At 65.4% G+C, this 20422-nt stretch carries 18 protein-coding genes, 1 tRNA gene, 1 pseudogene and 1 riboswitch; of the genes and pseudogenes, 5 read left to right on the plus strand and 15 right to left on the minus strand.

Annotated features, from left to right (window positions below; genetic code table 11):
* Positions 1-400, plus strand: a pseudogene (locus HNH97_RS14825) (spermidine/putrescine ABC transporter substrate-binding protein); the annotation flags it as partial.
* Between the two features lie 132 nt (positions 401-532).
* On the opposite strand, the gene HNH97_RS14830 reads toward HNH97_RS14825, so the two are convergent.
* The 7 genes from HNH97_RS14830 to HNH97_RS14860 form a co-directional block, all read right to left on the minus strand.
* Positions 533-1252 (minus strand): CbtA family protein, encoded by a 720-nt coding sequence (locus tag HNH97_RS14830; RefSeq protein WP_171791385.1) that lies wholly within the window; start codon positions 1250-1252, stop codon positions 533-535.
* A 45-nt stretch (positions 1253-1297) separates the two neighbouring features.
* Positions 1298-1451, minus strand: a riboswitch (adenosylcobalamin (AdoCbl) riboswitch).
* 155 nt (positions 1452-1606) lie between these two features.
* A complete protein-coding gene (locus HNH97_RS14835; protein ID WP_171791386.1) occupies positions 1607-2200 on the minus strand; it encodes a peroxiredoxin in 594 nt (197 codons plus the stop codon).
* Between the two features lie 56 nt (positions 2201-2256).
* Positions 2257-3363: a lytic transglycosylase domain-containing protein gene (locus HNH97_RS14840; protein ID WP_171791387.1), complete on the minus strand. Its 1107-nt coding sequence runs from the start codon at positions 3361-3363 to the stop codon at positions 2257-2259.
* A 145-nt stretch (positions 3364-3508) separates the two neighbouring features.
* A complete protein-coding gene (locus HNH97_RS14845; RefSeq protein ID WP_227744270.1) occupies positions 3509-4555 on the minus strand; it encodes a CorA family divalent cation transporter in 1047 nt (348 codons plus the stop codon).
* 175 nt (positions 4556-4730) lie between these two features.
* Positions 4731-5144 (minus strand): DUF3597 domain-containing protein, encoded by a 414-nt coding sequence (locus HNH97_RS14850; RefSeq protein ID WP_171791388.1) that lies wholly within the window; start codon positions 5142-5144, stop codon positions 4731-4733.
* A 79-nt stretch (positions 5145-5223) separates the two neighbouring features.
* Positions 5224-6516, minus strand: a complete 1293-nt coding sequence (gene ahcY / locus HNH97_RS14855; RefSeq protein ID WP_171791389.1) for an adenosylhomocysteinase — start codon at positions 6514-6516, stop codon at positions 5224-5226.
* Positions 6517-6655: 139 nt separating this feature from the next.
* Positions 6656-7708 carry a dipeptidase gene (locus tag HNH97_RS14860; protein WP_171791390.1) on the minus strand — a complete coding sequence of 351 codons (1053 nt, stop codon included), beginning with the start codon at positions 7706-7708 and terminating at the stop codon, positions 6656-6658.
* A 190-nt stretch (positions 7709-7898) separates the two neighbouring features.
* On the opposite strand from HNH97_RS14860, the gene HNH97_RS14865 reads away from it, so the two are divergent.
* Positions 7899-8729, plus strand: coding sequence for an aldo/keto reductase (locus HNH97_RS14865; RefSeq protein WP_110912924.1), 831 nt, complete (start codon positions 7899-7901; stop codon positions 8727-8729).
* A 423-nt stretch (positions 8730-9152) separates the two neighbouring features.
* Here HNH97_RS14865 and HNH97_RS14870 read toward each other — a convergent pair whose 3' ends face one another.
* The 5 genes from HNH97_RS14870 to HNH97_RS14890 all read right to left on the minus strand — a co-directional run bounded on the left by HNH97_RS14870 (position 9153) and on the right by HNH97_RS14890 (position 15224).
* Positions 9153-9962, minus strand: coding sequence for an NUDIX hydrolase (locus HNH97_RS14870; RefSeq protein WP_171791391.1), 810 nt, complete (start codon positions 9960-9962; stop codon positions 9153-9155).
* Positions 9963-9966: 4 nt separating this feature from the next.
* Complete coding sequence (locus tag HNH97_RS14875; RefSeq protein WP_171791392.1) at positions 9967-12342, minus strand: TonB-dependent receptor domain-containing protein; 2376 nt, start codon at positions 12340-12342, stop codon at positions 9967-9969.
* A 324-nt stretch (positions 12343-12666) separates the two neighbouring features.
* Positions 12667-13197 (minus strand): hypothetical protein, encoded by a 531-nt coding sequence (locus tag HNH97_RS14880; protein WP_171791393.1) that lies wholly within the window; start codon positions 13195-13197, stop codon positions 12667-12669.
* A 296-nt stretch (positions 13198-13493) separates the two neighbouring features.
* A complete protein-coding gene (cysG, locus tag HNH97_RS14885; protein WP_171791394.1) occupies positions 13494-14903 on the minus strand; it encodes a siroheme synthase CysG in 1410 nt (469 codons plus the stop codon).
* Between the two features lie 171 nt (positions 14904-15074).
* Complete coding sequence (locus HNH97_RS14890; protein WP_167400303.1) at positions 15075-15224, minus strand: hypothetical protein; 150 nt, start codon at positions 15222-15224, stop codon at positions 15075-15077.
* 177 nt (positions 15225-15401) lie between these two features.
* On the opposite strand from HNH97_RS14890, the gene panC reads away from it, so the two are divergent.
* Positions 15402-16262 carry a pantoate--beta-alanine ligase gene (gene panC / locus HNH97_RS14895; RefSeq protein ID WP_244949485.1) on the plus strand — a complete coding sequence of 287 codons (861 nt, stop codon included), beginning with the start codon at positions 15402-15404 and terminating at the stop codon, positions 16260-16262.
* 163 nt (positions 16263-16425) lie between these two features.
* Here the strand turns inward: panC and HNH97_RS14900 are convergent, their stop codons facing one another.
* The 3 genes from HNH97_RS14900 to HNH97_RS14910 are packed head-to-tail and all read right to left on the minus strand — an operon-like array spanning position 16426 to position 18398.
* Positions 16426-16620, minus strand: a complete 195-nt coding sequence (locus HNH97_RS14900) for a Trm112 family protein (protein WP_110094406.1) — start codon at positions 16618-16620, stop codon at positions 16426-16428.
* 33 nt (positions 16621-16653) lie between these two features.
* Complete coding sequence (locus HNH97_RS14905) at positions 16654-17421, minus strand: LON peptidase substrate-binding domain-containing protein (protein WP_110912916.1); 768 nt, start codon at positions 17419-17421, stop codon at positions 16654-16656.
* Complete coding sequence (locus HNH97_RS14910; RefSeq protein WP_171791395.1) at positions 17418-18398, minus strand: tetratricopeptide repeat protein; 981 nt, start codon at positions 18396-18398, stop codon at positions 17418-17420. Before HNH97_RS14910 ends, HNH97_RS14905 begins: the two co-directional genes overlap by 4 nt.
* A 209-nt stretch (positions 18399-18607) precedes the next feature.
* On the opposite strand from HNH97_RS14910, the gene HNH97_RS14915 reads away from it, so the two are divergent.
* Both HNH97_RS14915 and nhaA read left to right on the plus strand, forming a co-directional pair.
* A tRNA-Gly gene (locus tag HNH97_RS14915) sits at positions 18608-18682 on the plus strand.
* Between the two features lie 390 nt (positions 18683-19072).
* Entirely contained in the window at positions 19073-20254 is a 1182-nt protein-coding gene (gene nhaA, locus HNH97_RS14920) for a Na+/H+ antiporter NhaA (RefSeq protein WP_171791396.1), read from the plus strand.
* The last annotated feature ends 168 nt before the right edge of the window (positions 20255-20422 follow it).

The following is a 20422-nucleotide window of genomic DNA, read 5'->3' on the forward strand; positions in this document are numbered from 1 at the left end:
CCCTGCCGCCGCCCCGGCCCCGGTGGCGGTCGCCACGCCGCCCGCGCCCCCGCCGGTCCTGTCCGCGCATCCGACCCTGACCTACCTGATCCCGCAACAGGGCGCGCTGCGCTGGCAGCAGGCAGTGGCGATCCTCTCCTCCTCGCAGCGCAGGGACATGGCGCTGCGCTTTGCGAAATACCTGCGCACGCCGCAGGCGCAGGCGCACCTGGCGACGTCCTCGTGCTACTGGGGGATGCCGGCTGACATGCGCACGCCGCTGGATCCGCCGATCAAGGCCGCCCTGCACTGGGACGAGCAGCCAGCGCAGATCGCGGCCACCCGCATGCTGCCGCAGCTTTCGCCCGACATGAGCCAGAAGCTGCAGGCCATGTGGGCCAGCGTGATGCAGGCCCCGTAAGACAACCGATTGAAAAGTAAAAGAAGTTTTTGGTGAAGCTTTTTCCAAAAAGCTTCAGAAGATGTCGCCTTTAAAAAAGGCGACACCCAGAAACTTTTATTCTTCACCTACCTGTTTCGCGAAAAAACAGACTTACGCCCGCCCCCGCAGTTCGGGCATGCGGTTCACCAGCGCACCGAACACAAGGCCAAGCGCCCCCCACAGCACGACCTGCATGCCCAGCGCCCCCTCGCGGAAGCGCCACAGCAAGGCCGCGGGGAAGTCGGCCGGGACCTCGCTGATATCGGGCAGCGTCAGTTGCAGCACCGTCACCAGCACGATGAACAGCGCACCGCCACACAGCCACGCCGACCAGGCATCCATGCGCGCCAGCAGCGAACGCCCCGCCAGCACCGACAGGATCATCGCGCACAGCGAGAAGACCACCATCTCGAAATAGGCCGCCGTGCGCATGCCGATCGTCTCCGCATGGCCGACGGCGGGCGGGTTGGCGGGATATTTCAGGTCCGGCACCAGCACGACAGCCACGAACCCCGCCCCCGCCAGCAGCAGGGCCAGCATGCGCGGCGACACCCGCCCCACCCGGCCATGGGCCACGGCAAAGGCCAGCGCGAACACCCCGCCATAGGCCGCGCCATACATCACCGCCGCCGTCAGCAGGCCAAGGGTGGACTGCACCCTGCGGCTGACCAGTTCCTCCTCCGGCGGTTCGCCTGCCGCCGCGTCGTGCGCGGCCTCGATGGCGATGGCGCGATCGACCTGCGGTTCGCCCACCACGCGGGCAAAACCGAAGGCAAGGAACGCCGCGAGAATCCCCGCCAGCATCCCGCGCAGCAGCACGCGCCCGGCCATCAGGCCGGCACCCGGAAGGGGGAAAGGAAGACAATGGACATATTCATGACTCCTGCGGGGAAATCGCGTCCCCGGTGGATGGACAGAAGGACATCATGCAAAGGGTCTGGCTTGGCGCTGGCATCCAGCGCTTACAGTGGCGCGACCGCACCGGATTTCCACCGGCTTCCTTCGCATGTAACGCCCGGCTTCATCGCAGGGCGCACCGGGCAAGTCAATGCGGGGGGCTGCGATGCCGGGGGGGGCTGAAAATCATCCGGAAGTTTTCGGGTGTCGCCTTTTTTTAAATAAGGCGACGTTCCTGAAGCTTTTTGGAAAAAGCTTCACCAAAAACTTTTGTTCGTTTTCAGTCTGTTATTTGCTGGGCACGGGCTGTCCCGCGCGCCATGCCCTGATGGCGTCGAGCGTGCGGCGGACATGTTCGTCCGGCGACATGGCGCTGTAGGTGAAGATGATCTTGCCATCGGGGGCGATGACATAGGACGTGCGGCTGGCGTAATGGACCACCGGCATGCGCGAATCATACAGCCGCGCGATCGTCCCCGTCGGGTCGGACGCAACGGGGAAGCGGCCATGGCATTCGCTGACCGAAAACCTGTCGAGCGTCTTGATGTCGTCCATCGACACCCCGATCACGCTGGCACCCAGTTCGTGGTAGCTGTCCATCGCCTCGGCGAACTCGTGCGCCTCTATGGTGCAGCCACGGGTGAAGGCGGCGGGATAGAAATACACCACCACCGGCCCGTTGCGCAGCGCATCGGCCAGGTGGAAGCTGAACTCCTTGCCTGCCTGCGCGGCGGGGGCGACGAACATCGGCGCGCTGCTGCCCGCGGGCAGGGCGGCGCGCGCGCTGGACCACGCGACAATCCCGGCAAAGGCCATGACCGCCACCAGCGGCATGATGATGCCCATCCACGACCATCGCGGACGCCTGTAGAAATATTTCATTCACTTCATCCCGTCATGCATCGTGCCACCATGGGCATGTGCCCCCACCTGCGTCCTCAGGACCCGGAAATCGGCCCCATGACCTGACAGGCATGGCTGCCCAGCTTCTGGCATGCCTGCAGTGCGCTGGCATGCGACAGGCCCAGCAGGCGCGCGCGATAGATGCGCCCCCGGCCCGCGGTTACCGAATCGACCTGTTCACGCGCACCCCGCAGCGCGGCACTGGCGCGGGCATGCTGCAGGGCCTGCAACGCCTGGGGACGCGATCCGTATGCCCCTACCTGCACCGCCCAGTTGGCGGCGTCCATCACGATGGTGGGATGCGCGCCCACCGCCGTCATCGGCACCTGCCCCGCCTTTTCACGCGCACTCCATGCCGCGCGGACGGCCGCGCTCTCGGCCGAGGGCGCCTCGGCCACCTGCAATGGCTGGTCCGCGCCGATCACCTGCCGCCCGTGGCGATATGACGACCCGCGCGACTGCGCGCGCGCCTGTGAGCGCGCCTCGATCATCAGGTCGGCCTGCGAACGGTTGACCGGCGACACCCCGGCGATGCGCGGGCCGATATAGGCCACATACTCGCGCGTTTCACGCGGGAGGGTGTGGCTGCGGTCGATGAAATCATCCAGCCGCCCCGGCCCGCTGTTATAGGCCGCAAGGAACCCCGGCGAGCCATAGATGTCATACATCTGCCGCAGGTAGGCCGTGCCCGCGATGATGTTGTCATGCGGTTCATACGCATCCGCCCCAAGGTCGTAGCGCCTGCGCATCTCGTCATAGGTGGGGGGCATCAACTGCATCAGCCCCATCGCCCCGGGCTGTGACGTCACGAACTGCCCGTTATGGAAAAGCTGCCCGCCGGATTCGCGCTGCATCACCGCGCGGATCCACAGGTCGGGCACGTCGAAACGCTTCGCCGCCTCGGTGATGTATGGCCCCCACGGGTCCTCCGGCGGGCCGGGCGGGGTATAGTTCTGGCGTGCGCGGGCGCGATAGCTGTCGGCCTCCTGCATCATCTGCGCCTCCGACATCCGGGCCTCGTGCGGCTGGCCCGCGCAGGCGGCCAGCGCGACCAGCAGTACCAGCGAAAGCCACCGCCCCGCCCGCGAACATGACCGCGAAAAGGACGAAACAGGGTTTTCCGCAAGAAGCGAAGGGGACATGGGCCGCTGTGATCCTGCTGCGATGGTCCGGGCATGCCGGGGGTGGTCCACCATCGCGATGAAATGGCGGGCCCGCCCTTGTTACACCACCCCATGCGACCGATGCAACGCCGTCCGCCCCGCGCTGCATGGCCGGGTCCGCGCGCTAGAGCAGCTTCATCAGCTTGAGCAGCAGCCACGTGATGACCATGAACAGGAAGCAGATGCACCCCGCCTCGATCGTGCCGGCGCGCCCTTCGGCAAGGAACATGCCGCCGGTATTCATGCCGAAAAAGCCGGTGACGAACGTCGCGGGCAGCATCAGCGTCGTCACGATGGACACGGTATACAGCCGGCGGTTCGTCTCCTCCGCCTGGCCGGAGGCGAGTTCGTCCTGCAACGAACGCGCACGGTCCTGCAACGCGAGCAGGTCATCGAGGGCCGCATGGATCTGGCGCTGCGAACGGTCGCGCAGGTCGTCCTCCGCCCATTCGGGCAGTTCGAGGTCCTCGCTGCGGAACATGCGGTCCACGGGGGAGATGACGCGCCGCAGTTCGGTCGAACGCCGCCGCACCCGCCCGATCAGGCCGCTGATGCGCCCGAAATCCGTATGCTGGTCCAGCGTCAGCAGAAGGTCCTCCGCCCGGTCGAGGTGATCGTCCAGCAGCGCGATGTTACGCCGCACCGTGTCCGCGAATTCCAGAAGCGTGCGGTCCACCACCTCCGCAGGGGAGGTAAACGGCTCCCCGCGCTGCATGTAGCGATAGACCAGCCCAAGGGCGGGCACCGGCTGGCGGCGCGTGGTGATCAGCAGGTCCGGCAGCACCGCGAACCGCCACGCCGACAGGTTCTTGTCATCCTCGGACATGCTGTCGTCGAAACCCGGCAGCGCGCCATAGACGATGTCGCCCTCCACCTCCAGCCGGGTGCCACGGTCGATATTGCCCAGCGCCGCGCGCGCCTCCTCCGGCAGGCAGGGAATCGCCTGCATGCGCGCGCGCGTGGCGGTGTGGACGATATCGTAATGCAGCCACACCCACGTATCGGGGACGGGCGGCGGATCCCCCGCCAGCGCGCGCGCCACCCCCGCGGCGTCCAGCTTCTCCGGCTTGTGGCCGGGACGGCAGGCTATGGCCCACACCAGGCCGTCCGCTTCCGGGAACGGGGCGGAGGCAGGCTCCGGCGTCGGGGCGTTCGGGACGGGGGAAAGCATGTCGGACATGGGCACTGCATCCGGAAGGCCACGGGCGGACGTTGCCCCATCTTGCACGATGGCCACACGGGCGCAACAGACGGCGGCGCGCCTTGCGATGGGGTACGCAAAAAGGGCGGAACCCGCCGGCCCAGCGATGGCCGCCCGGTTCCGCCCCGAAAGTCGGGCGTGAAAATTACTTCATCAGGTCGGGGGAGACCTTGCCGCCATTTTCCGCCAGCTTCTTGAGCACCTGGGCCTGCAGCCAGATGTTCATCGCGGCGGAATCGTTGGTGTCGCCCGTGTAATGCAGTTCCGCCGCCAGTTCCTTGCGCGCGGCAAGGGAACTGTCGAGGCCCAGCAGCTTGAGCAGGTCAACGATGGAGGTCTGCCAGTTCAGCTTTTCGGGGTTCTTCGCGGCCATGGCGCTCAGGACCGCGTTGACGTCAACCGGTGCGGCCGGCGCAGCAGGGGCGGCAGCAGGCGTCGTGGCGGCAGCGGCAGGCGTTGCAGCAGCACCGGCGGCCGGCGCGGCACCAGCGGCGGGGGTTGCGGCCTTGGCTTCGGAAGAACCAAAGATCTTGGAGAGAATCGTGCCAAAAATGCTCATGAAATCGTACCCTTAATTCCGGATGTGCCCGGCAGGGATGCCGGGCCTCTCGTTTCTGTTATAGCAGACGCGAACGGGCTTAGTAACGATACAGATCATTCTTGAACGGCCCGGCGACGGGCACGCCGATATAGTCGGCCTGCTTCTTCGACAGCTTCGACAGGTGCGCGCCGACCTTGGCGAGGTGGAGGAAGGCCACCTTCTCGTCGAGGTGCTTGGGCAGGGTGTAGACCTTGTTTTCGTACTTGCCTTCGGGTGCGGTCCACAGGTCGATCTGCGCCAGCGTCTGGTTGGTGAACGACGCGGACATGACGAAGGACGGGTGGCCCGTGGCGTTGCCAAGGTTCACCAGGCGGCCTTCGGACAGGACGATCAGGCGCTTGCCGTCGGGGAAGATGACCTCGTCCACCTGCGGCTTGATGTTTTCCCACTTGAAGTTGCGCAGCGCGCTGATCTGGATTTCGGAATCGAAATGCCCGATGTTGCACACGATGGCGCGGTTCTTCATCTCGCGCATGTGGTCGATGGTGATGACGTCCTCGTTGCCCGTCGCGGTGACGAAGATGTCGCCGCGCGGCGCGCCCTCTTCCATCGTCACGACCTCATAGCCTTCCATCGCGGCCTGCAGCGCGCAGATGGGATCGACCTCTGTCACCAGCACGCGGCAGCCGGCGTTGCGCAGGGAGGCGGCGGAGCCCTTGCCCACGTCGCCATAGCCCGCGACGACCGCGACCTTGCCCGCCATCATGACGTCGGTGCCGCGACGGATCGCGTCCACCAGGCTTTCGCGGCAGCCATACAGGTTGTCGAACTTCGACTTCGTCACGCTGTCATTGACGTTGATGGCCGGGACCTTCAGCAGGCCCTTCTTGGCCATGTCCCACAGGCGATGCACGCCGGTCGTCGTCTCTTCGGAGACACCGCGCACGTCATTGAGCATCTCCGGATACTTTTCGTGCATCAGCGTCGTCAGGTCCCCGCCATCGTCGAGGATCATGTTCGGCGTCCAGCCATCGGGGCCCTTGATGGTCTGTTCGATGCACCACCAGAATTCGTCCTCGCTCAGGCCCTTCCACGCAAACACGGGCACGCCGGTCGCGGCGATGGCGGCAGCGGCCTGGTCCTGAGTGGAGAAGATGTTGCACGAGGACCAGCGCACCGTGGCGCCAAGCGCCGTCAGCGTCTCGATCAGGACGGCGGTCTGGATGGTCATGTGCAGGCAGCCTGCGATGCGCGCGCCCTTCAGCGGCCTGGACTTGCCATATTCCTCGCGCAGGGCCATCAGGCCGGGCATTTCCCCTTCGGCGATGGCAATTTCCTTGCGTCCCCAATCCGCGAGGGAGATGTCCTTAACCTTGTAATCTGTCGTCATGACCTGTCCTGATTTGATGTTTGACGGATGCGGGTATACCCCCTCCCCCCCCGCAAATCCAGAGCGCGGGCGGCAGGCCGGGACATGCCCGCAGGCCCCAACGCCCACGGGGGGGATGTGTTTGGGGCGGGGATGCGTTTTACGCGGGCGTGGCGGCGGCCACTTCCTCCGCCTGGCGCAGGATGCGCACGAAATTGCCCCCCCACAGGGCCGCGACCTGCGCACGGTCGTACCCACGGCGCATCAGTTCGGCCGTCAGGTTGGGGGCCTGCGCCGCGTTGGCCCATCCCTCGATCCCGCCACCGCCGTCAAAGTCGGAGGAGATGCCGACATGTGCGATGCCGATGCGCTTCACCGCATAATCGATATGGTCCACGAAGTCAGCCACGCCCACGCGGTGGGTCTGGCGCACGTCGCGCGGGCACAGGAACGCGTCCATGGCGGTGATGTGGATCACCCCGCCGCACGCCTTGAGCGCGTCAAGCTGCCCATCATCGAGGTTGCGCGGATGGTCGCACAGGGCGCGCACGCATGAATGGCTGGCAAAGACCGGCGCGCGCGACAGTTCGACCGCCTGCATCATCGTCTTGCGCGACGTGTGCGACACGTCCACGAGCATGCCAAGGCGGTTCATTTCCGCCACCGCCGCGCGCCCCAGCGCCGACAGCCCGCCATGCGGTTCCGCCTCATCCCCCAGGTGGGCCATCGGGCGCGCGGAATCCGCCAGCGCGTTGTGCCCGTTGTGCGTCAGCGTCATGTAGCGCGTGCCAAGCGCGCGGAACCGCGCCAGCAGGCCGATGTCCTGTCCGATGGTGTAGCCATTTTCCACCGCCGGGATGATCGCGATATCGCCCGCCGCATGCGCGGCCAGCAGGGCGTCGGCGGTGTCACACACCCGCACGCCGGGCAGGTCGCCCGTGCTGTTGATGACCTCGAGCATCGCCAGCGCCTTGGCCGAGGCGGCGGCATGTCCCGCGTCACTGACCGCGCCCTGCCCCACATAGGCGACAAGGCACGCCGCCCCCATGCCGCCCGCGCGCATCTTCGGCAGGTCGGAACAGCGCGAGTCAGACCCCGTGGCGAAATCGCCCCGGTCGGGCCAGGGGATATCGACATGGGTGTCGAGCGTCAGGATCGAACGGTGCAGGGCCTGCACCGCGTCGGGAGTGGGGTCGTTGGGTGTCTGGTTCATGGCAGCTATCCTTTTGGCACAATGAAGCATACGCAGGGCTGTCCTGAAAACCGGGCATTAAACTGATCCACCTTCAGGGCGTTAGTCTGGGGACAGGCTACTCCATCCCTCCGGTCGCTCCACGTGGCGGCGCGCCCTCCCTGGCACGTCCCGCAGGCCGGAACACTTTGCGAGGCGAAGGAACCGACACATGCAGAACATTCCCCTGCTTTCCCTGAATGATGGCTACAAGATCCCCGCGATCGGCTATGGCACCTACCCGCTGGACAACCCGCAGGCCGAGGCCGCCGTGCGCGAGGCGCTGACCTGCGGATACCGCCTGTTCGACACCGCCGCCAACTATGGCAACGAATCGGGCGTGGGCACCGGGCTGCTCAGCTTTGACGTGGGGCGCACCGACATTTTCGTCACCACGAAGCTGCGCGGTCGCGACCAGGGGTATGACAGCACGATGCGCGCCTTCGACGCCAGCCTGCAGCGCCTGAAGATGAGCTATATCGACCTCTACCTGATCCACTGGCCCCTGCCGATGAAGGACCTGTATGTCGAAAGCTGGAAGGCGCTGGTGCAGTTGCAGAAGGACGGGCGCGTGCGCTCCATCGGGGTGTCGAACTTCCTGCCCGAACACCTGACGCGCATCATCGACGCCACCGGCGTCACCCCCGCCGTCAACCAGATCGAGATGCATGCCGATTTCGCGCAGAAAGAAGCGCTGGCGGTGCATAAGAAGCTTGGCATCCTGACCGAGGCATGGAGCCCGCTGGGCCGTGGCAGCGTGTTGGAAAACCCGGTCGTCGGCCGCGTGGCGCAGCGCCACAACCGCACCCCGGCACAGGTGCTGCTGCGCTGGGTGGTGCAGATGGGCGCCGTCCCCCTGCCCAAGAGCGCACACCCCGCCCGCATGAAGGCGAATATCGAGATCTTTGATTTCGAACTGTCCGATGCCGACATGAGCGACCTCGCCACCATCGACGGCAACCACCGCACCGGTCCCGATCCGGCCACCTGTACCGAAGAGTAAAGCGTGATGCCGCAGGGGCGCTGCCCCTGCACTCCGCCAAAGGGCATTGCCCTTTGGAAACCATGATTTTTAAACGGATCAGGGTACAGGGATCGAAATCCCTGCCGGGTCCGGGCAGAGCCCGGGTGTTGTATACGCCGACACCTTCAGGGGCTTTGCCCCCGAACCCCCACCAAAGGGTATTACCCTTTGGAAACCAGGACTTTTAAACGAATCAGGGTGCAGGGATCGCGATCCCTGCCGGGTCCGGGCAGAGCCCGGGTAGTGCGTGCACCGACGTCCTCAGGGGCTTCGCCCCCGAACCCCACCAAAGGGTATTACCCTTTGGAAACCAGGACTTTTAACGAATCAGGGTGCAGGGATCGCGATCCCTGCCGGGTCCGGGCAGAGCCCGGATTCTTCATGCACGCGACGCCCCCACATTCAGGGCAGGCGGCTTTGCACCAGTTCCGCCTTGTCCCTGCTGATGGTCCAGACCGTATTGGGGCGCGTGGCGTCCCAGTCGAAGGCCTGCCCGCCCGTGGGCAGGGTGATCGTGCGGACATGCACCAGACGTCCCCCGGCCTCGGGCAGGCGCAGCACATACATCTCCGGGCGTGTATGGCCCGTGACATACAGCATCCCGTCACGCCCCCACCGCCCGCCGGATGCGCTGAAATCCCCAAAGCGGTCCAGCACGTCACGCGGGAACAGCCACGATTCGCGTTCCACGAAATCCGCTGAATATTTCACCAGGACCGTCGATTGCGTGCCCCGCCCGGCCTCGCCCCCCGTTGCGGTGTAGTTGGCAAAGCACGCCCACCAGAACCCGTCATGCCAGTCGATCCATGTCAGCGACCCATGGCCGGGGCCAAAGCTGTGGCTGCGGACATGGCGCATCGTCGCGGGGTCGAACCATTCGACCGAACTGTCCATCGGCACGTTCGGGAAGTTCGACATGGCGCAGGCCATCCGCCCCGACACCATTTCGCAACTGTTGATATGGATGAACACCTGCGGGTCGCCCGACCATGCGGCCACCCTTTTGCCGCTGGCGCGGTCATACTTGCCGATCGTGCTGTTGGAAATGGCATAGACATGTTGCGCGTCGTTGGTGACACCCTGATGCGCTTCGCCCGCCTCCATATGCGCAAGGACCGTGGCGGCGGGGGGGGCCCCGTCGGCCCACGCCACCTCCGCCATCACCAGCAGGGCGAGGAAAATTGTTGACAGGCGCAGGATGAATGCAAACATCGGTTCAGAATCCTGTTGAAACACTGACCAGGACGGAAAATGGCGACCCGGCCCAGTAACTCGGCGTGGAGGCGCTGACGGCATTGCCGCCCATGCCCTTCATCGCCTTTGCGGTGCCGCCGTAACCGGAAATCGCCGACAGGTAATGGTTGTCGCCCACATTGATGATGTTGAGCTGGACCTGCGGAGAGCGGAAGCGCGAGAAGCTGTGGAAGCGGTAGCCCAGCGTCAGGTTGGCGGTGATGTAGGACGGGATGGAGGCATTGTTCATCAGCGTCGAATACTGCCGGTCCACATACAGGATGTTGGCATTGCCGAAATAATGCCCGTTATCATACTGCAACCCGATGGAGCCGGAGAATTTGGGGGCTGCAATCGCGGTCTTTCCCGCCGTGGGCAGGTAATCCGTGCCCGCGTTGAAATTGTTGTCGGTGGTGGCGTGCAGGAACTGCCCCGACAGGTAGGGACTGAAATGGTGCCACGGCTTCATGCCGAATTCGACCTGCACGCCCCGGATCGTCTCCCCCCCGACATTGAGCGGCACGCTGGTCAGGTAATTGTCACCCGGCAGGTATTCGGACGAACTGACCTGATGGTTCGTCAGGTTCATGTTGAACAGCGCAAGCGAGACATTGAAAAGTCCCGTATGCCGGTAACCGACTTCCTCGCTGATGTCATATTCCGGCTTCAGGTTGCCGATCGTCGTCGTGGGATCGGGCGATGTCAGCTTGTAGCTGTCGATATAGGCATTGGCCGACGCGGGCATGCGGTATGACGTGGTGCCGTTGACATAGACCTGGTCATGCGGCGTGATGAAATAGGTCAGTGAGACCTGCGGCAGCGGTTCGAAATAGTTCTTGTTGTTGCTGTACTGCGTGCCGGGGACGTCATTTGTGACCGACCGCCCGACCATCGACGCCTTGAACGCCGCATTGATGACCAGGCGGTTGCTGAACGCCCTGAACGTGTCGGCGACATACAGCGTATTGACCTGCTGTATGTAATTCATGTCCTCCGTCGCCAGCACCCGTCCCGATGGCAGGCGGATCGGGTTGTATCCCCCGACCACGTCACCCGCGTCATTGAGCACGCCATAATCATTGAGGACGCTGTAATCCGTATATTGGTACCAGTCGCCAAACGACAGCGTATTATGCCTTGTGCTCCACGAGATTTCGGAACTCAGCCCGCCGGTATCCTCTTTCCAGTTATTGTATGCAACGGCGGTCGCGCTGCCTGACTGCGTATAGGGCAGGCCGAGATTCCCGTACTGCTGGCTTCCCATGTATCCGCCGCTGTCGGGGACCATGGAACTGCCGATCGTGGGACCGGTGCGGTGGATGTAATAGGGACGCACCTGCAGGCGCAGGCTGTCGGTCAGGCGCAGGTCGGACGGCAGCATGACGTGGATTTCGTTTTCGTCCTCCACATGCAGGTCATACCATTTCGTATTCCCGAAATAATACGCCCTGCTGTAGGCAGGGCTGGTGCCGGTCTGGCGCCATGAATTCCACTGCGCCTGCGTCAGTGTGGGATAGCTGGACTGGTTTTCGCGGGTATAGCCGAAAATCAGCGATGTATTTCCGATCGACCAGTCCTTGGTGAACTTCGAATCCACATGGTAGCGATAGACCCCGCCCGGCCCGTACCAGTTATTGCCCCGCGTATAGGAAAACGACGCCATCCCGCGCAGGCCGGTATTGCCGATGTCGCCGGTTTCGAACCGGGCGAATTCCTTGTTCGACCCGTATGACCCGCCCGATGCCGAAAGGTAGCCGTGCATCTGGTGCGACGGGTCGATCATCGTGGCGTTGACCTCGCCCCCCGCGGCCCAGTACACGGGGGAATCTATACCTGATGATCCCTGTATGACCCTTACGGAGCCGATATTTTCCGCATCGACCAGCATCTGCGTATGGGTGACATAGGTCGTGGGATTGGCCGCCGGGATCCCCTCGAACACATACCCGACTTCCGACCCGTCAAGGCCGCGCATGTTCATATGGTCGCTTTCCAGACCCATCGGGTCCGAGGATTCCATGACCACGCCGGGCACCATTGAAATCAGCGCATTGATGTTCGCCGTGGGCGACTGCTTGGCGATGTAATCGCGCGTCAGCGTCGTCTGGGACCGGGCCTGCGTCTCCACCGACATGCGCCCGCCCCCCGGCGCGCTGAGCGTCACGCCATCGGGCGTCGAACGGGTGGCGTTGACGTGGATGTATTCATTCTTCTGCGCGGGGGTGGATGCGGGCCTTGCCGTGCCCCGGACGGGCGTGGCCTTCTTTTTCGCCGCACCCGTCGTCCCGTCCGTCGTGGCGGGGGCCAGGGGGGCCGCATGGGCACCGGTGCTTGCGGCGACAGCCAGCAGAAACAGCACATGCACCCTGCTGGCGCGACGGGGAACATGTCGTAAGAACGCGGCTGATATACTGGCAAACATCAATGTCACCTCACAGCAATTTCCTTGCTGCGCGGGAACATAGTTTTTTTCAAACGTGCTGTTTGTGAACGTTTAATGAAGTTCAGATGACAATGTGACGTTTTACCATGCGCGCACTGGTAATCGTCATCCACATGACCTGCATGGCGGCGGCGCCCGGTTCATGAAAACCCTTCCGGACGCCGCACTTACTTCCAAAAAATACTTCGTGGTGCGAAGGTTTTTTCAGAACCCCCACCAAAAACCTTTTACTTCCCGCCTTCAGGCGTGGCCGGGTGCGGACATCACCGCCGACGTGACGTAATGCGGCCCGCAATGCAGCACGGGCCGCGCCACCCGCGCGCCCAGCCAGTATCCCGCCCCCGCAAGGCATGCGCCCAGCAGCGTGATCGCGGGCATCAGGCGCGCCACCACCCCGTCATGGCTGGAGACGTCACGCAGGGCGGTGCGGGCTTCGTCATCATGGCCGGCCTGTGCGGCGGCCGTCGCGGCCAGCAGGCGGCGTTCGGCATCGGTGATGTGCATCACCCCGGCCATCGCGATATCAGGCAGCGGCAGGCGATGGCGCGCCATCCATGCCAACGCATTGTGAAAAGCCTGCGCCACATCGGCGAATTCACGGCGGTTGCACGGCAGGAACAGCCCCAGCGCCGAACGCGTATTGACCGACAGGCCCGCCCCCCCGGCACAGGACGGCATCGGGTGCACAGGCCCGACAAGGCGGCGGACGGTCCATACCGCCAGTCGTTCGCCACAGGGAAGGTCGGACAGGACGGTCGCATAACTGGACATGGCATTTCCGGACACGCGATGTCCGGCTCCCTAGGGGTTCATCATGTTCGTGACCTTAGATGATAATGATTATCATTTTCAACATAAAAATCTCATCCCCCCTCACTTCACCGTGAGAGGACGCGCGAACATACCCTGACGAACGACAGGGACGCGCCATGGTTGCCACGCCCCCGCCCACGAAACAGATCACCCATCGTCAAAAAGTTTCTGGTGAAGCTTTTTGCAAAAAGCTTCAAAGAACGCCGCCTTTTTGAAAAAAGCCGGCACCCGGAAACTTTTATCTCATTCGTTTTTTATGAAACCGCAGATGGCGACACCACGCGATGTTCGACCACCTGCCCCACGATAATCAGCGCCGGGCTTTCGACCCCGTTGTCACGTGCAAGGTCCGGCAGGCTGGACAGCGTGCCGGTCAGGACGCGCTGGTCCGGGCGGGTGCCGCGTTCGACGATGGCGGCGGGCCAGTCGGCAGGCAGGCCGTGACGCGCCAGTTCGGCACACAGCACCGGCAGGGCCGCAACCCCCATATAGATGACGATCGTCTGTCCCGGCCGCGCCATGTTGGCCCATGGCAGGTCCAGCACCCCGTCGGCGCGGGCATGGCCGGTGACGAACATGCACGCCTGCGCACAGTCGCGATGCGTCAGCGGAATCCCGGCATAGGCCGCGCACCCGTTGGCCGCCGTGATCCCCGGCACGACCTGGAAGGGGATGTGCGACTGCAACAGCGCCTCGATCTCCTCCCCTCCGCGCCCGAACACGAACGGGTCGCCCCCCTTCAGGCGCAGCACGCGCTGGCCCGCGCGCGCACGGCGGACCAGTTCGGCGTTGATCTCCTCCTGCGGCATGGTGTGGCGGTTGCGCCGCTTGCCCACGAACATCAGTTCCGCATCGCGCCGCACCCGGTCCAGCAGGTCGGGGGAGAGCAGTTGGTCATACAGCACGCAATCCGCATTCTGCATCATGTGCAGCGCACGCAGCGTCAGCAGGTCCGGATCCCCCGGCCCCGCACCGACCAGCCAGACCTCGCCCCCCGGCGCATCGCCCGACAGCAGCGCATCAAGCACATGGCGCGCACGATCCATGTCGCCGCTGCGGGCGGCCTGCGCGCCGGGACCATCCAGGAACGCCTCCCACACACGGCGGCGGCGCACGATGTCGGGGCAGGCCGCGCCGACACGCTCACGCTCGCCCTGCATGAAATCCGCCAGCGCGCCGGTGCCGTCGGGAATGGCCGCCTCGATCTGCTCACGCAGGCGGCGCGCCAGCACGGGGGCCGCGCCGCCGGTGGAAATGGCGATGCGCACCAGACCGCGATGCACCTGCGCCGGCGTGATGAAGGTGGAGGGCAGCGGGTCGTCCACGGCGCAGACCGGCACGTTGAGGTCGCGCGCGATGGCGGCGATATGGCGGTTGAGCGTGCGGTCATCGGTCGCGACATAAACCAGGCGGCAGCCGGGAATGGCGGCGCGCACGGCCTCGTCCGACGCCTCCGCCGCGATATGGGTCAGCGCGCCCTCCTCGCACCAGCGGCGCATCTCCGCCACCAGCCGCGTCGCGATGACCGAAATGCGCGCCCGGTGCGCCAGCAGCAGGCGCACCTTGTTCACCGCGACCTCGCCCCCGCCCACGACCAGCACCGGCGCGTCGTCAAGCCGCAGCGCCAGCGGAAACCATGCGGGATCAGAAGAAGAAAGGGTCATGCACCATTCACCGGCACATACCGGTGGCTCCAACACTAAGGGCGCGCGCATGGGCCGGGCCATGGGCGCGATGGGAAAACGCAGCAGGCGGGGACGTGGCGACTCCGCATCCGGGGCCGGGACCGGGTCCCTGCGGCCCGCGCGCCCGTGCCCGCCATGACGCGCGGGGAATCAGTAGGGGTTGGCTTTCTTCAACCCCTCGGCATAGCCCCAGCGCTGCCAGTCGGCGCGGTTGTCCACCTTGCCCGGCGTGACGTGGGAACATGCGGCAAGCGCAAGCACGAAGGCAAACAGGCCAAGGATGTGGACAATGCGGGTCAAGTAAGCCTCCTGCTGGACACGGCGGCAACATAACAGAAAAGCGAACCGCCGGTCACGACCCATCATGCAGGTGGTGTTTGCATATTGCGCGCGCTGCACGGATAACCCATCCACGGGGGCCGCGCCATATCCGCGTCGCCCGCCCAACCCACTGCCGGACACAGGACACAGGCCGCCATGACCACCGCGCACATGACCACCGCCCACACCGTCCACGACCTGCGCGCGCAGGTCACGCAATGGAAACGCGACGGATTGCGCGTGGGCATGGTGCCGACCATGGGCGCGCTGCATGACGGGCACCTGTCGCTGGTGCGCGCGGCGCGCGCGGCATGCGACCGCGTGGTGGTCAGTGTTTTCGTCAATCCCATCCAGTTCGACGACGCCGCCGACCTTGCCGCCTATCCCCGCACGCTGGACGCGGATGCCGCCCTGCTGCGCACCGCGGGCGTCGATGTGCTGTATGCCCCCAGCGCCGCCGAGATGTATCCCCCCGGCTTCGCCACTACCATCTGTGTGCGCGGCGTGTCCGAAGGGCTGTGCGGTGGCGCGCGCCCCGGCCATTTCGACGGCGTGGCCACCGTGGTGTGCAAGCTGCTGATGCAGGCGCTGGCGGATCGCGCGTTCTTTGGCGAAAAGGATTTCCAGCAGGTGCATGTCGTGCGCCGCATGGTCGCCGACCTGAACCTGCCGGTGGAAATCGTCACCTGCCCCACCCGGCGCGAGGATGATGGCCTTGCGATGTCATCGCGCAACCGCCGCCTGTCGGCCGAAGGGCGCGCCCGTGCGCGCATCCTGCCGCAGGTGCTGACGCAGTGCGCCGAACGCATCGCCGCGGGCGACGATCTGGCCGCCGCCCTGCAACAGGCCCGTGACGCGCTGCTTGCCGCCGGGTTCACGTCGGTGGATTACCTCGAACTGCGCGACGCCCGCGACCTCGCCCCCGTCACCGCCACCCCCACCGCGCCCGCGCGCCTGCTGGCGGCGGCATGGCTGGATTCGGTGCGGCTGATTGATGGGGTGGATGTGGGGGTGTAGGTCGGGGCGCGTTCTCAGGGGCTTTGCCCCCGAACCCCCACCAAAGGGCATTGCCCTTTGGAAACCACGACTTTTAAACGAATCAGGGTGCAGGGATCGTGATCCCTGCCGGGTCCGGGCAGCGCCCGGGTGTCCCATGCCCCAACGCCCCCCCGGCGAAAGGTCAGTCCGTCAGGCGACGCGCTTCGTCGGGGAGCATGATGGGGATGCCGTCGCGAATCGGGAAGGCGAGGCCCGCGCCCTTGCTGATGAGTTCACCGGCCTCGCGGTCATAGATCAGCGGTCCCTTGGTCACCGGGCACACCAGCACCGACAGCAGACGGGGATCGAGCGGGGGGAACGTGGGCTTTTCGGTCATCGGGGGGCGGCCTCCTGCGTAAATCATGATGGATCAGGACGGGGATGCACCCTCGTCCGGCTCATGTCCAGCCATGTCCAGCAACGTGCGCAGCGTATGGGCGCGCTCCGCCAGTGTGGCGGATTCCAGCAGCGCCTGTTTTTCCGCCTTTGCGAACGGGCAGATCATCGGCAGCGTCACCAGAAGCGTCGCGTCATCCATTTCATACAGCGCGTCCCACTGCGTGCTCAGCCCCTGCCGCGCGCAGAAACGGCGCAGCGACTCCAGCAGGCGTTCACGGTCATAGGCCACGTCCTCGTCCGGGTCGGTCACGTCGGCGGCAAAGCCCGACACGTCGATGCGCGCCACGCGATACCCCCGCCGCATCCCCGCCTCCCGCAGCAGGCGGAACCGCGCCAGGCCCGTCAGCGTGATGCCGTACGTGCCATCCGCGCGCTCCGTCATCGACGTGATCCGCCCGACGCAGCCAATGGAATACAGCTCCGGCGCGGCTTCGGCGGCATCGGCCACGTCGCTGCCGGGCAGGCTTTCCACCGGGGCCATGCCGGAGAAGTCGCGCGACTGGATCATGCCGATCATCCGCCCCTCGCGCATCGCGTCCTCCACCAGCGCGATGTAGCGCGGTTCGAACACGTTGAGCGGCAGCTTGCCATGCGGCAGCAGCATGACCTCGTCCAGCGGAAACAGACCGATTTCCGCCGGGAAATCCGCCAGCGTCATGTCCTGAATCAGCGGGATGCGGCGCGGAATGTCGTCATCATGTTCGACGACATAGCCCAGACGGTCGTGGCGTGACGTCATGAAAACAGCAGCGAGGACATGCGCCGGCGCGCCGCCACCGTCGCGGGGTCGTCATGGCCCCATGCCTCGAACAGGCGGATAAGCTGCAGGCGCGCGGCGTCATCGTTCCACGCGCGGTCTTCCTTCATGATCGTCAGCAGTTCGTCCGCGGCCTCCGCCTTCTTGCCGGCCGCGTTCAGGGCGGCGGACAGTTCGAATCGCGCGGCGTAATCCTTCGGGTTGGCGGCAAGGCGCGCGCGCAGGCTTTCGGCTTCCTCCGCCGCCTTGCGCCCCTCGCGCTTGAGGTCGAGGGCCGCGCGTGCCCCCTTGATCTCCGCATGCTCGGCAATGGCGGCGGGCACGTCACGCAGGGCGTCGGCGGCCCCTTCCTCGTCCCCCATGACGATCAGCGCACGCACAAGCCCGCCCCACGCGGTGGGATTTTCCGGCTCGATCTCCAGCACCTGCGAATAGGCGCTGGCGGCGGCCTCGGCCCGGCCTTCGTCAAGTTCCTTGCGCGCAAGTGCGATCAGGTCGGCCGCCGGAAGCGCCCCGCCCGCCGCCTTGAGCACGCCTTCGACAAAGCGCCGGACCTCGCTTTCGGGCTGTGCGCCCTGGAACAGGTCGAGGATCTGCCCCTGCCAGAACGCCGCGACCAGCGGGATCGACTGCAGCGGCAGGCCGATCTTGCCCAACTGCTGCGCCAGCGCCTGGTTGGCGTCCACGTCGATCTTCACCAGGCGCACGCGGCCACCGGCGGACGTCACGACCTTTTCAAGGACGGGGGTCAGCTTCTTGCACGGCCCGCACCATGCGGCCCAGAAATCGACCAGCACCGGCACGCTGCGGCTGGCATCGACCACGTCGCGCATGAAGGTGTTCTGGTTGCCATCCGAAATCACGGCCGCCCCGGCGGACGGCGCCGCACCACCCGGCGCGGCGGCGGGGGCGCCGGGACGCGCGTTGGGGGACGGGGACTGACCAATGATATAGTCCATGGAAACTTGATCCTGCCTTGGCTTGTGTCTTCGCCACCGCGCACCGTGGAAGGCACGGATGGCCGATATCCTCTGGAGTGATAGATTGTCATTCCCACCCGATCGCGCAACCTCCGCAGGGGCAGATGAAAAAAAACATCCCCCACCCGCATTTTCCCCCTTGCGCCCCAGACGCTTATTCCGTAAACACCGCTTCACCGACACGGAACGCGGGCGTAGCTCAGGGGTAGAGCACAACCTTGCCAAGGTTGGGGTCGTGGGTTCGAATCCCATCGCCCGCTCCAATAAACCAGCAGATTACTGCGGTTTTTTGGTCAGGTCGGTTTCTTCCAGACATATAAAATCGGACAGAACGGGACGGGAACCTACCCACCCGCTTGGGCACCCGTTGGGCATGACTTGCGCCCGTCGGGGCGATTGGTGCTGCCTGCACGCCCCCCCTGTTTCATGCCCCAACGCACCCATGGCGATCCCGTTCCCATGATGTGCATGGATGCGATGACGTAAAGGACCGGGCGTTCCACATAATATGCCTGCAAATATTACTTCAGAACATATTGAATAAAAAACTCCAGATACCGTCTTTTTAGGAAAACTTTTCCCAAAATCCCCTGACCAATCCCCTGCCGCAGCTTTCACTTGCCCGGATTGCGTGACTGCCCCAATGAACGGGCATGACCCCCCGGACATCCCCCGCACATGCCATCCGCCGCCTCCTTGCCTCCGCCACAGGTGGGGCGCTGGCGTTGCTGGGGGCGTCGCTGCTGGGACTGGGGCTGGCGAACTCGCCCTGGGCGGGGGGCTATGCCGCGCTGGTGGCGACGCCGCTGCGACTTTCCATCCTTGGGGCGCGGGGGCCGGCGGATGTGGCCGCATGGGTGTCGGATGGGCTGATGACGCTGTTCTTCCTGCTGGTCATCCTTGAAATCAGGAAGGACGCGGCATCGGGCCACCTGTCGTCGGCGCGCCGTATCGCCCTGCCGCTGCTGGGCGCGGTGGGGGGCATGGTCGTGCCTGCCCTGACCTACCTTGCCGTCACATGCTCCCACCCCGACGCCATGCGCGGATGGGCCGTTCCGGTGGCAACCGATGCCGCCTTTACCCTGCCGGTCATCCTTGCGCTGGGGGCGCGTGTCGCACCGGCGGCGCGGGCGTGGCTGATGGCGCTGGCCATTTTCGATGACCTGCTGGGCATTGTCGTGATCGCCCTGTTTTATGGCGCGCCGCCCTGCTGGCCCGCGCTGGCGGCGGCGGGCGTGCTGACGGCGGGGATGCTGGGGGCAGGACGGGCGGGGGTGCGGGCCATCTGGTGTTATGCCACGGGCTGTATGCTGCTGTGGGTCGCGCTGCTGGCGTCGGGGCTGCATCCGACACTGTCGGGGGTCGTGACCGGGCTTTGCCTGCCCGCGACATCCCCCGCGACACACCCCACGCGGGCCACGCCGGTGGAGACCGCGGCCACCGCCCTGTCCCCCATCGTGACATGGGGGGTGCTGCCGCTGTTCGGGTTCCTGAACATGGGGGTCGCGCTTCCACCGGCGGGCGCGCTGCTGGCCCCCGTGCCGCTGGGGATCATCGCGGGACTGGTGATCGGCAAACCGGTGGGCGTGTTCGGCGCGACCCTGCTGTGTGTACGCCTGAAGGTCGCGCCCCTGCCGGATGGAACCTCGTGGCGGATGCTGTCGGGGCTGTCGCTGCTGTGCGGGATCGGCTTCACCATCAGCCTGTTCATCGCCGGACTGGCCTTTCCCGCCCCCGGCCTGCTTGGCGCGGCAAAGGCGGGTATCCTCGCGGGGTCCGCCATGGCGGCGGTGGCCGGGTGGCTGTGGCTGCGCCTTGCCCCCGCGCCGCGCTGACACCCCCGTCCGCCGGGGTGATGTGCGCCGCCTAAGCCACTGAACCGACACATAACGCAGCCTGCATGCCGGCCTGTCCTGCGTGCGCCACGACGCGCCCGCACGCCCCCACCGCGCCACGGATGGCGGTTCACCGGGAAAAATTCGGTACGAATCCGCAAAGAAATA

This window comes from Gluconacetobacter entanii (genome assembly GCF_013155425.1).
GTDB lineage: Bacteria > Pseudomonadota > Alphaproteobacteria > Acetobacterales > Acetobacteraceae > Novacetimonas > Novacetimonas entanii.

What these genes read in the sequence shown, in the direction of transcription:
- HNH97_RS14830 (WP_171791385.1), bottom strand. Translation starts at nt 1,252, where the DNA reads ATGGCCGGGCGCGTGCTGCTGCGCGGGATGCTGGCGGGGATTCTCGCG.
- HNH97_RS14835 (WP_171791386.1), bottom strand. Translation starts at nt 2,200, where the DNA reads ATGAAATATTTCTACAGGCGTCCGCGATGGTCGTGGATGGGCATCATC.
- HNH97_RS14840 (WP_171791387.1), bottom strand. Translation starts at nt 3,363, where the DNA reads ATGTCCCCTTCGCTTCTTGCGGAAAACCCTGTTTCGTCCTTTTCGCGG.
- HNH97_RS14845 (WP_227744270.1), bottom strand. Translation starts at nt 4,555, where the DNA reads ATGCTTTCCCCCGTCCCGAACGCCCCGACGCCGGAGCCTGCCTCCGCC.
- HNH97_RS14850 (WP_171791388.1), bottom strand. Translation starts at nt 5,144, where the DNA reads ATGAGCATTTTTGGCACGATTCTCTCCAAGATCTTTGGTTCTTCCGAA.
- ahcY (WP_171791389.1), bottom strand. Translation starts at nt 6,516, where the DNA reads ATGACGACAGATTACAAGGTTAAGGACATCTCCCTCGCGGATTGGGGA.
- HNH97_RS14860 (WP_171791390.1), bottom strand. Translation starts at nt 7,708, where the DNA reads ATGAACCAGACACCCAACGACCCCACTCCCGACGCGGTGCAGGCCCTG.
- HNH97_RS14865 (WP_110912924.1), top strand. Translation starts at nt 7,899, where the DNA reads ATGCAGAACATTCCCCTGCTTTCCCTGAATGATGGCTACAAGATCCCC.
- HNH97_RS14870 (WP_171791391.1), bottom strand. Translation starts at nt 9,962, where the DNA reads ATGTTTGCATTCATCCTGCGCCTGTCAACAATTTTCCTCGCCCTGCTG.
- HNH97_RS14880 (WP_171791393.1), bottom strand. Translation starts at nt 13,197, where the DNA reads ATGTCCAGTTATGCGACCGTCCTGTCCGACCTTCCCTGTGGCGAACGA.
- cysG (WP_171791394.1), bottom strand. Translation starts at nt 14,903, where the DNA reads ATGACCCTTTCTTCTTCTGATCCCGCATGGTTTCCGCTGGCGCTGCGG.
- panC (WP_244949485.1), top strand. Translation starts at nt 15,402, where the DNA reads ATGACCACCGCGCACATGACCACCGCCCACACCGTCCACGACCTGCGC.
- HNH97_RS14900 (WP_110094406.1), bottom strand. Translation starts at nt 16,620, where the DNA reads ATGACCGAAAAGCCCACGTTCCCCCCGCTCGATCCCCGTCTGCTGTCG.
- HNH97_RS14905 (WP_110912916.1), bottom strand. Translation starts at nt 17,421, where the DNA reads ATGACGTCACGCCACGACCGTCTGGGCTATGTCGTCGAACATGATGAC.
- HNH97_RS14910 (WP_171791395.1), bottom strand. Translation starts at nt 18,398, where the DNA reads ATGGACTATATCATTGGTCAGTCCCCGTCCCCCAACGCGCGTCCCGGC.
- nhaA (WP_171791396.1), top strand. Translation starts at nt 19,073, where the DNA reads ATGACCCCCCGGACATCCCCCGCACATGCCATCCGCCGCCTCCTTGCC.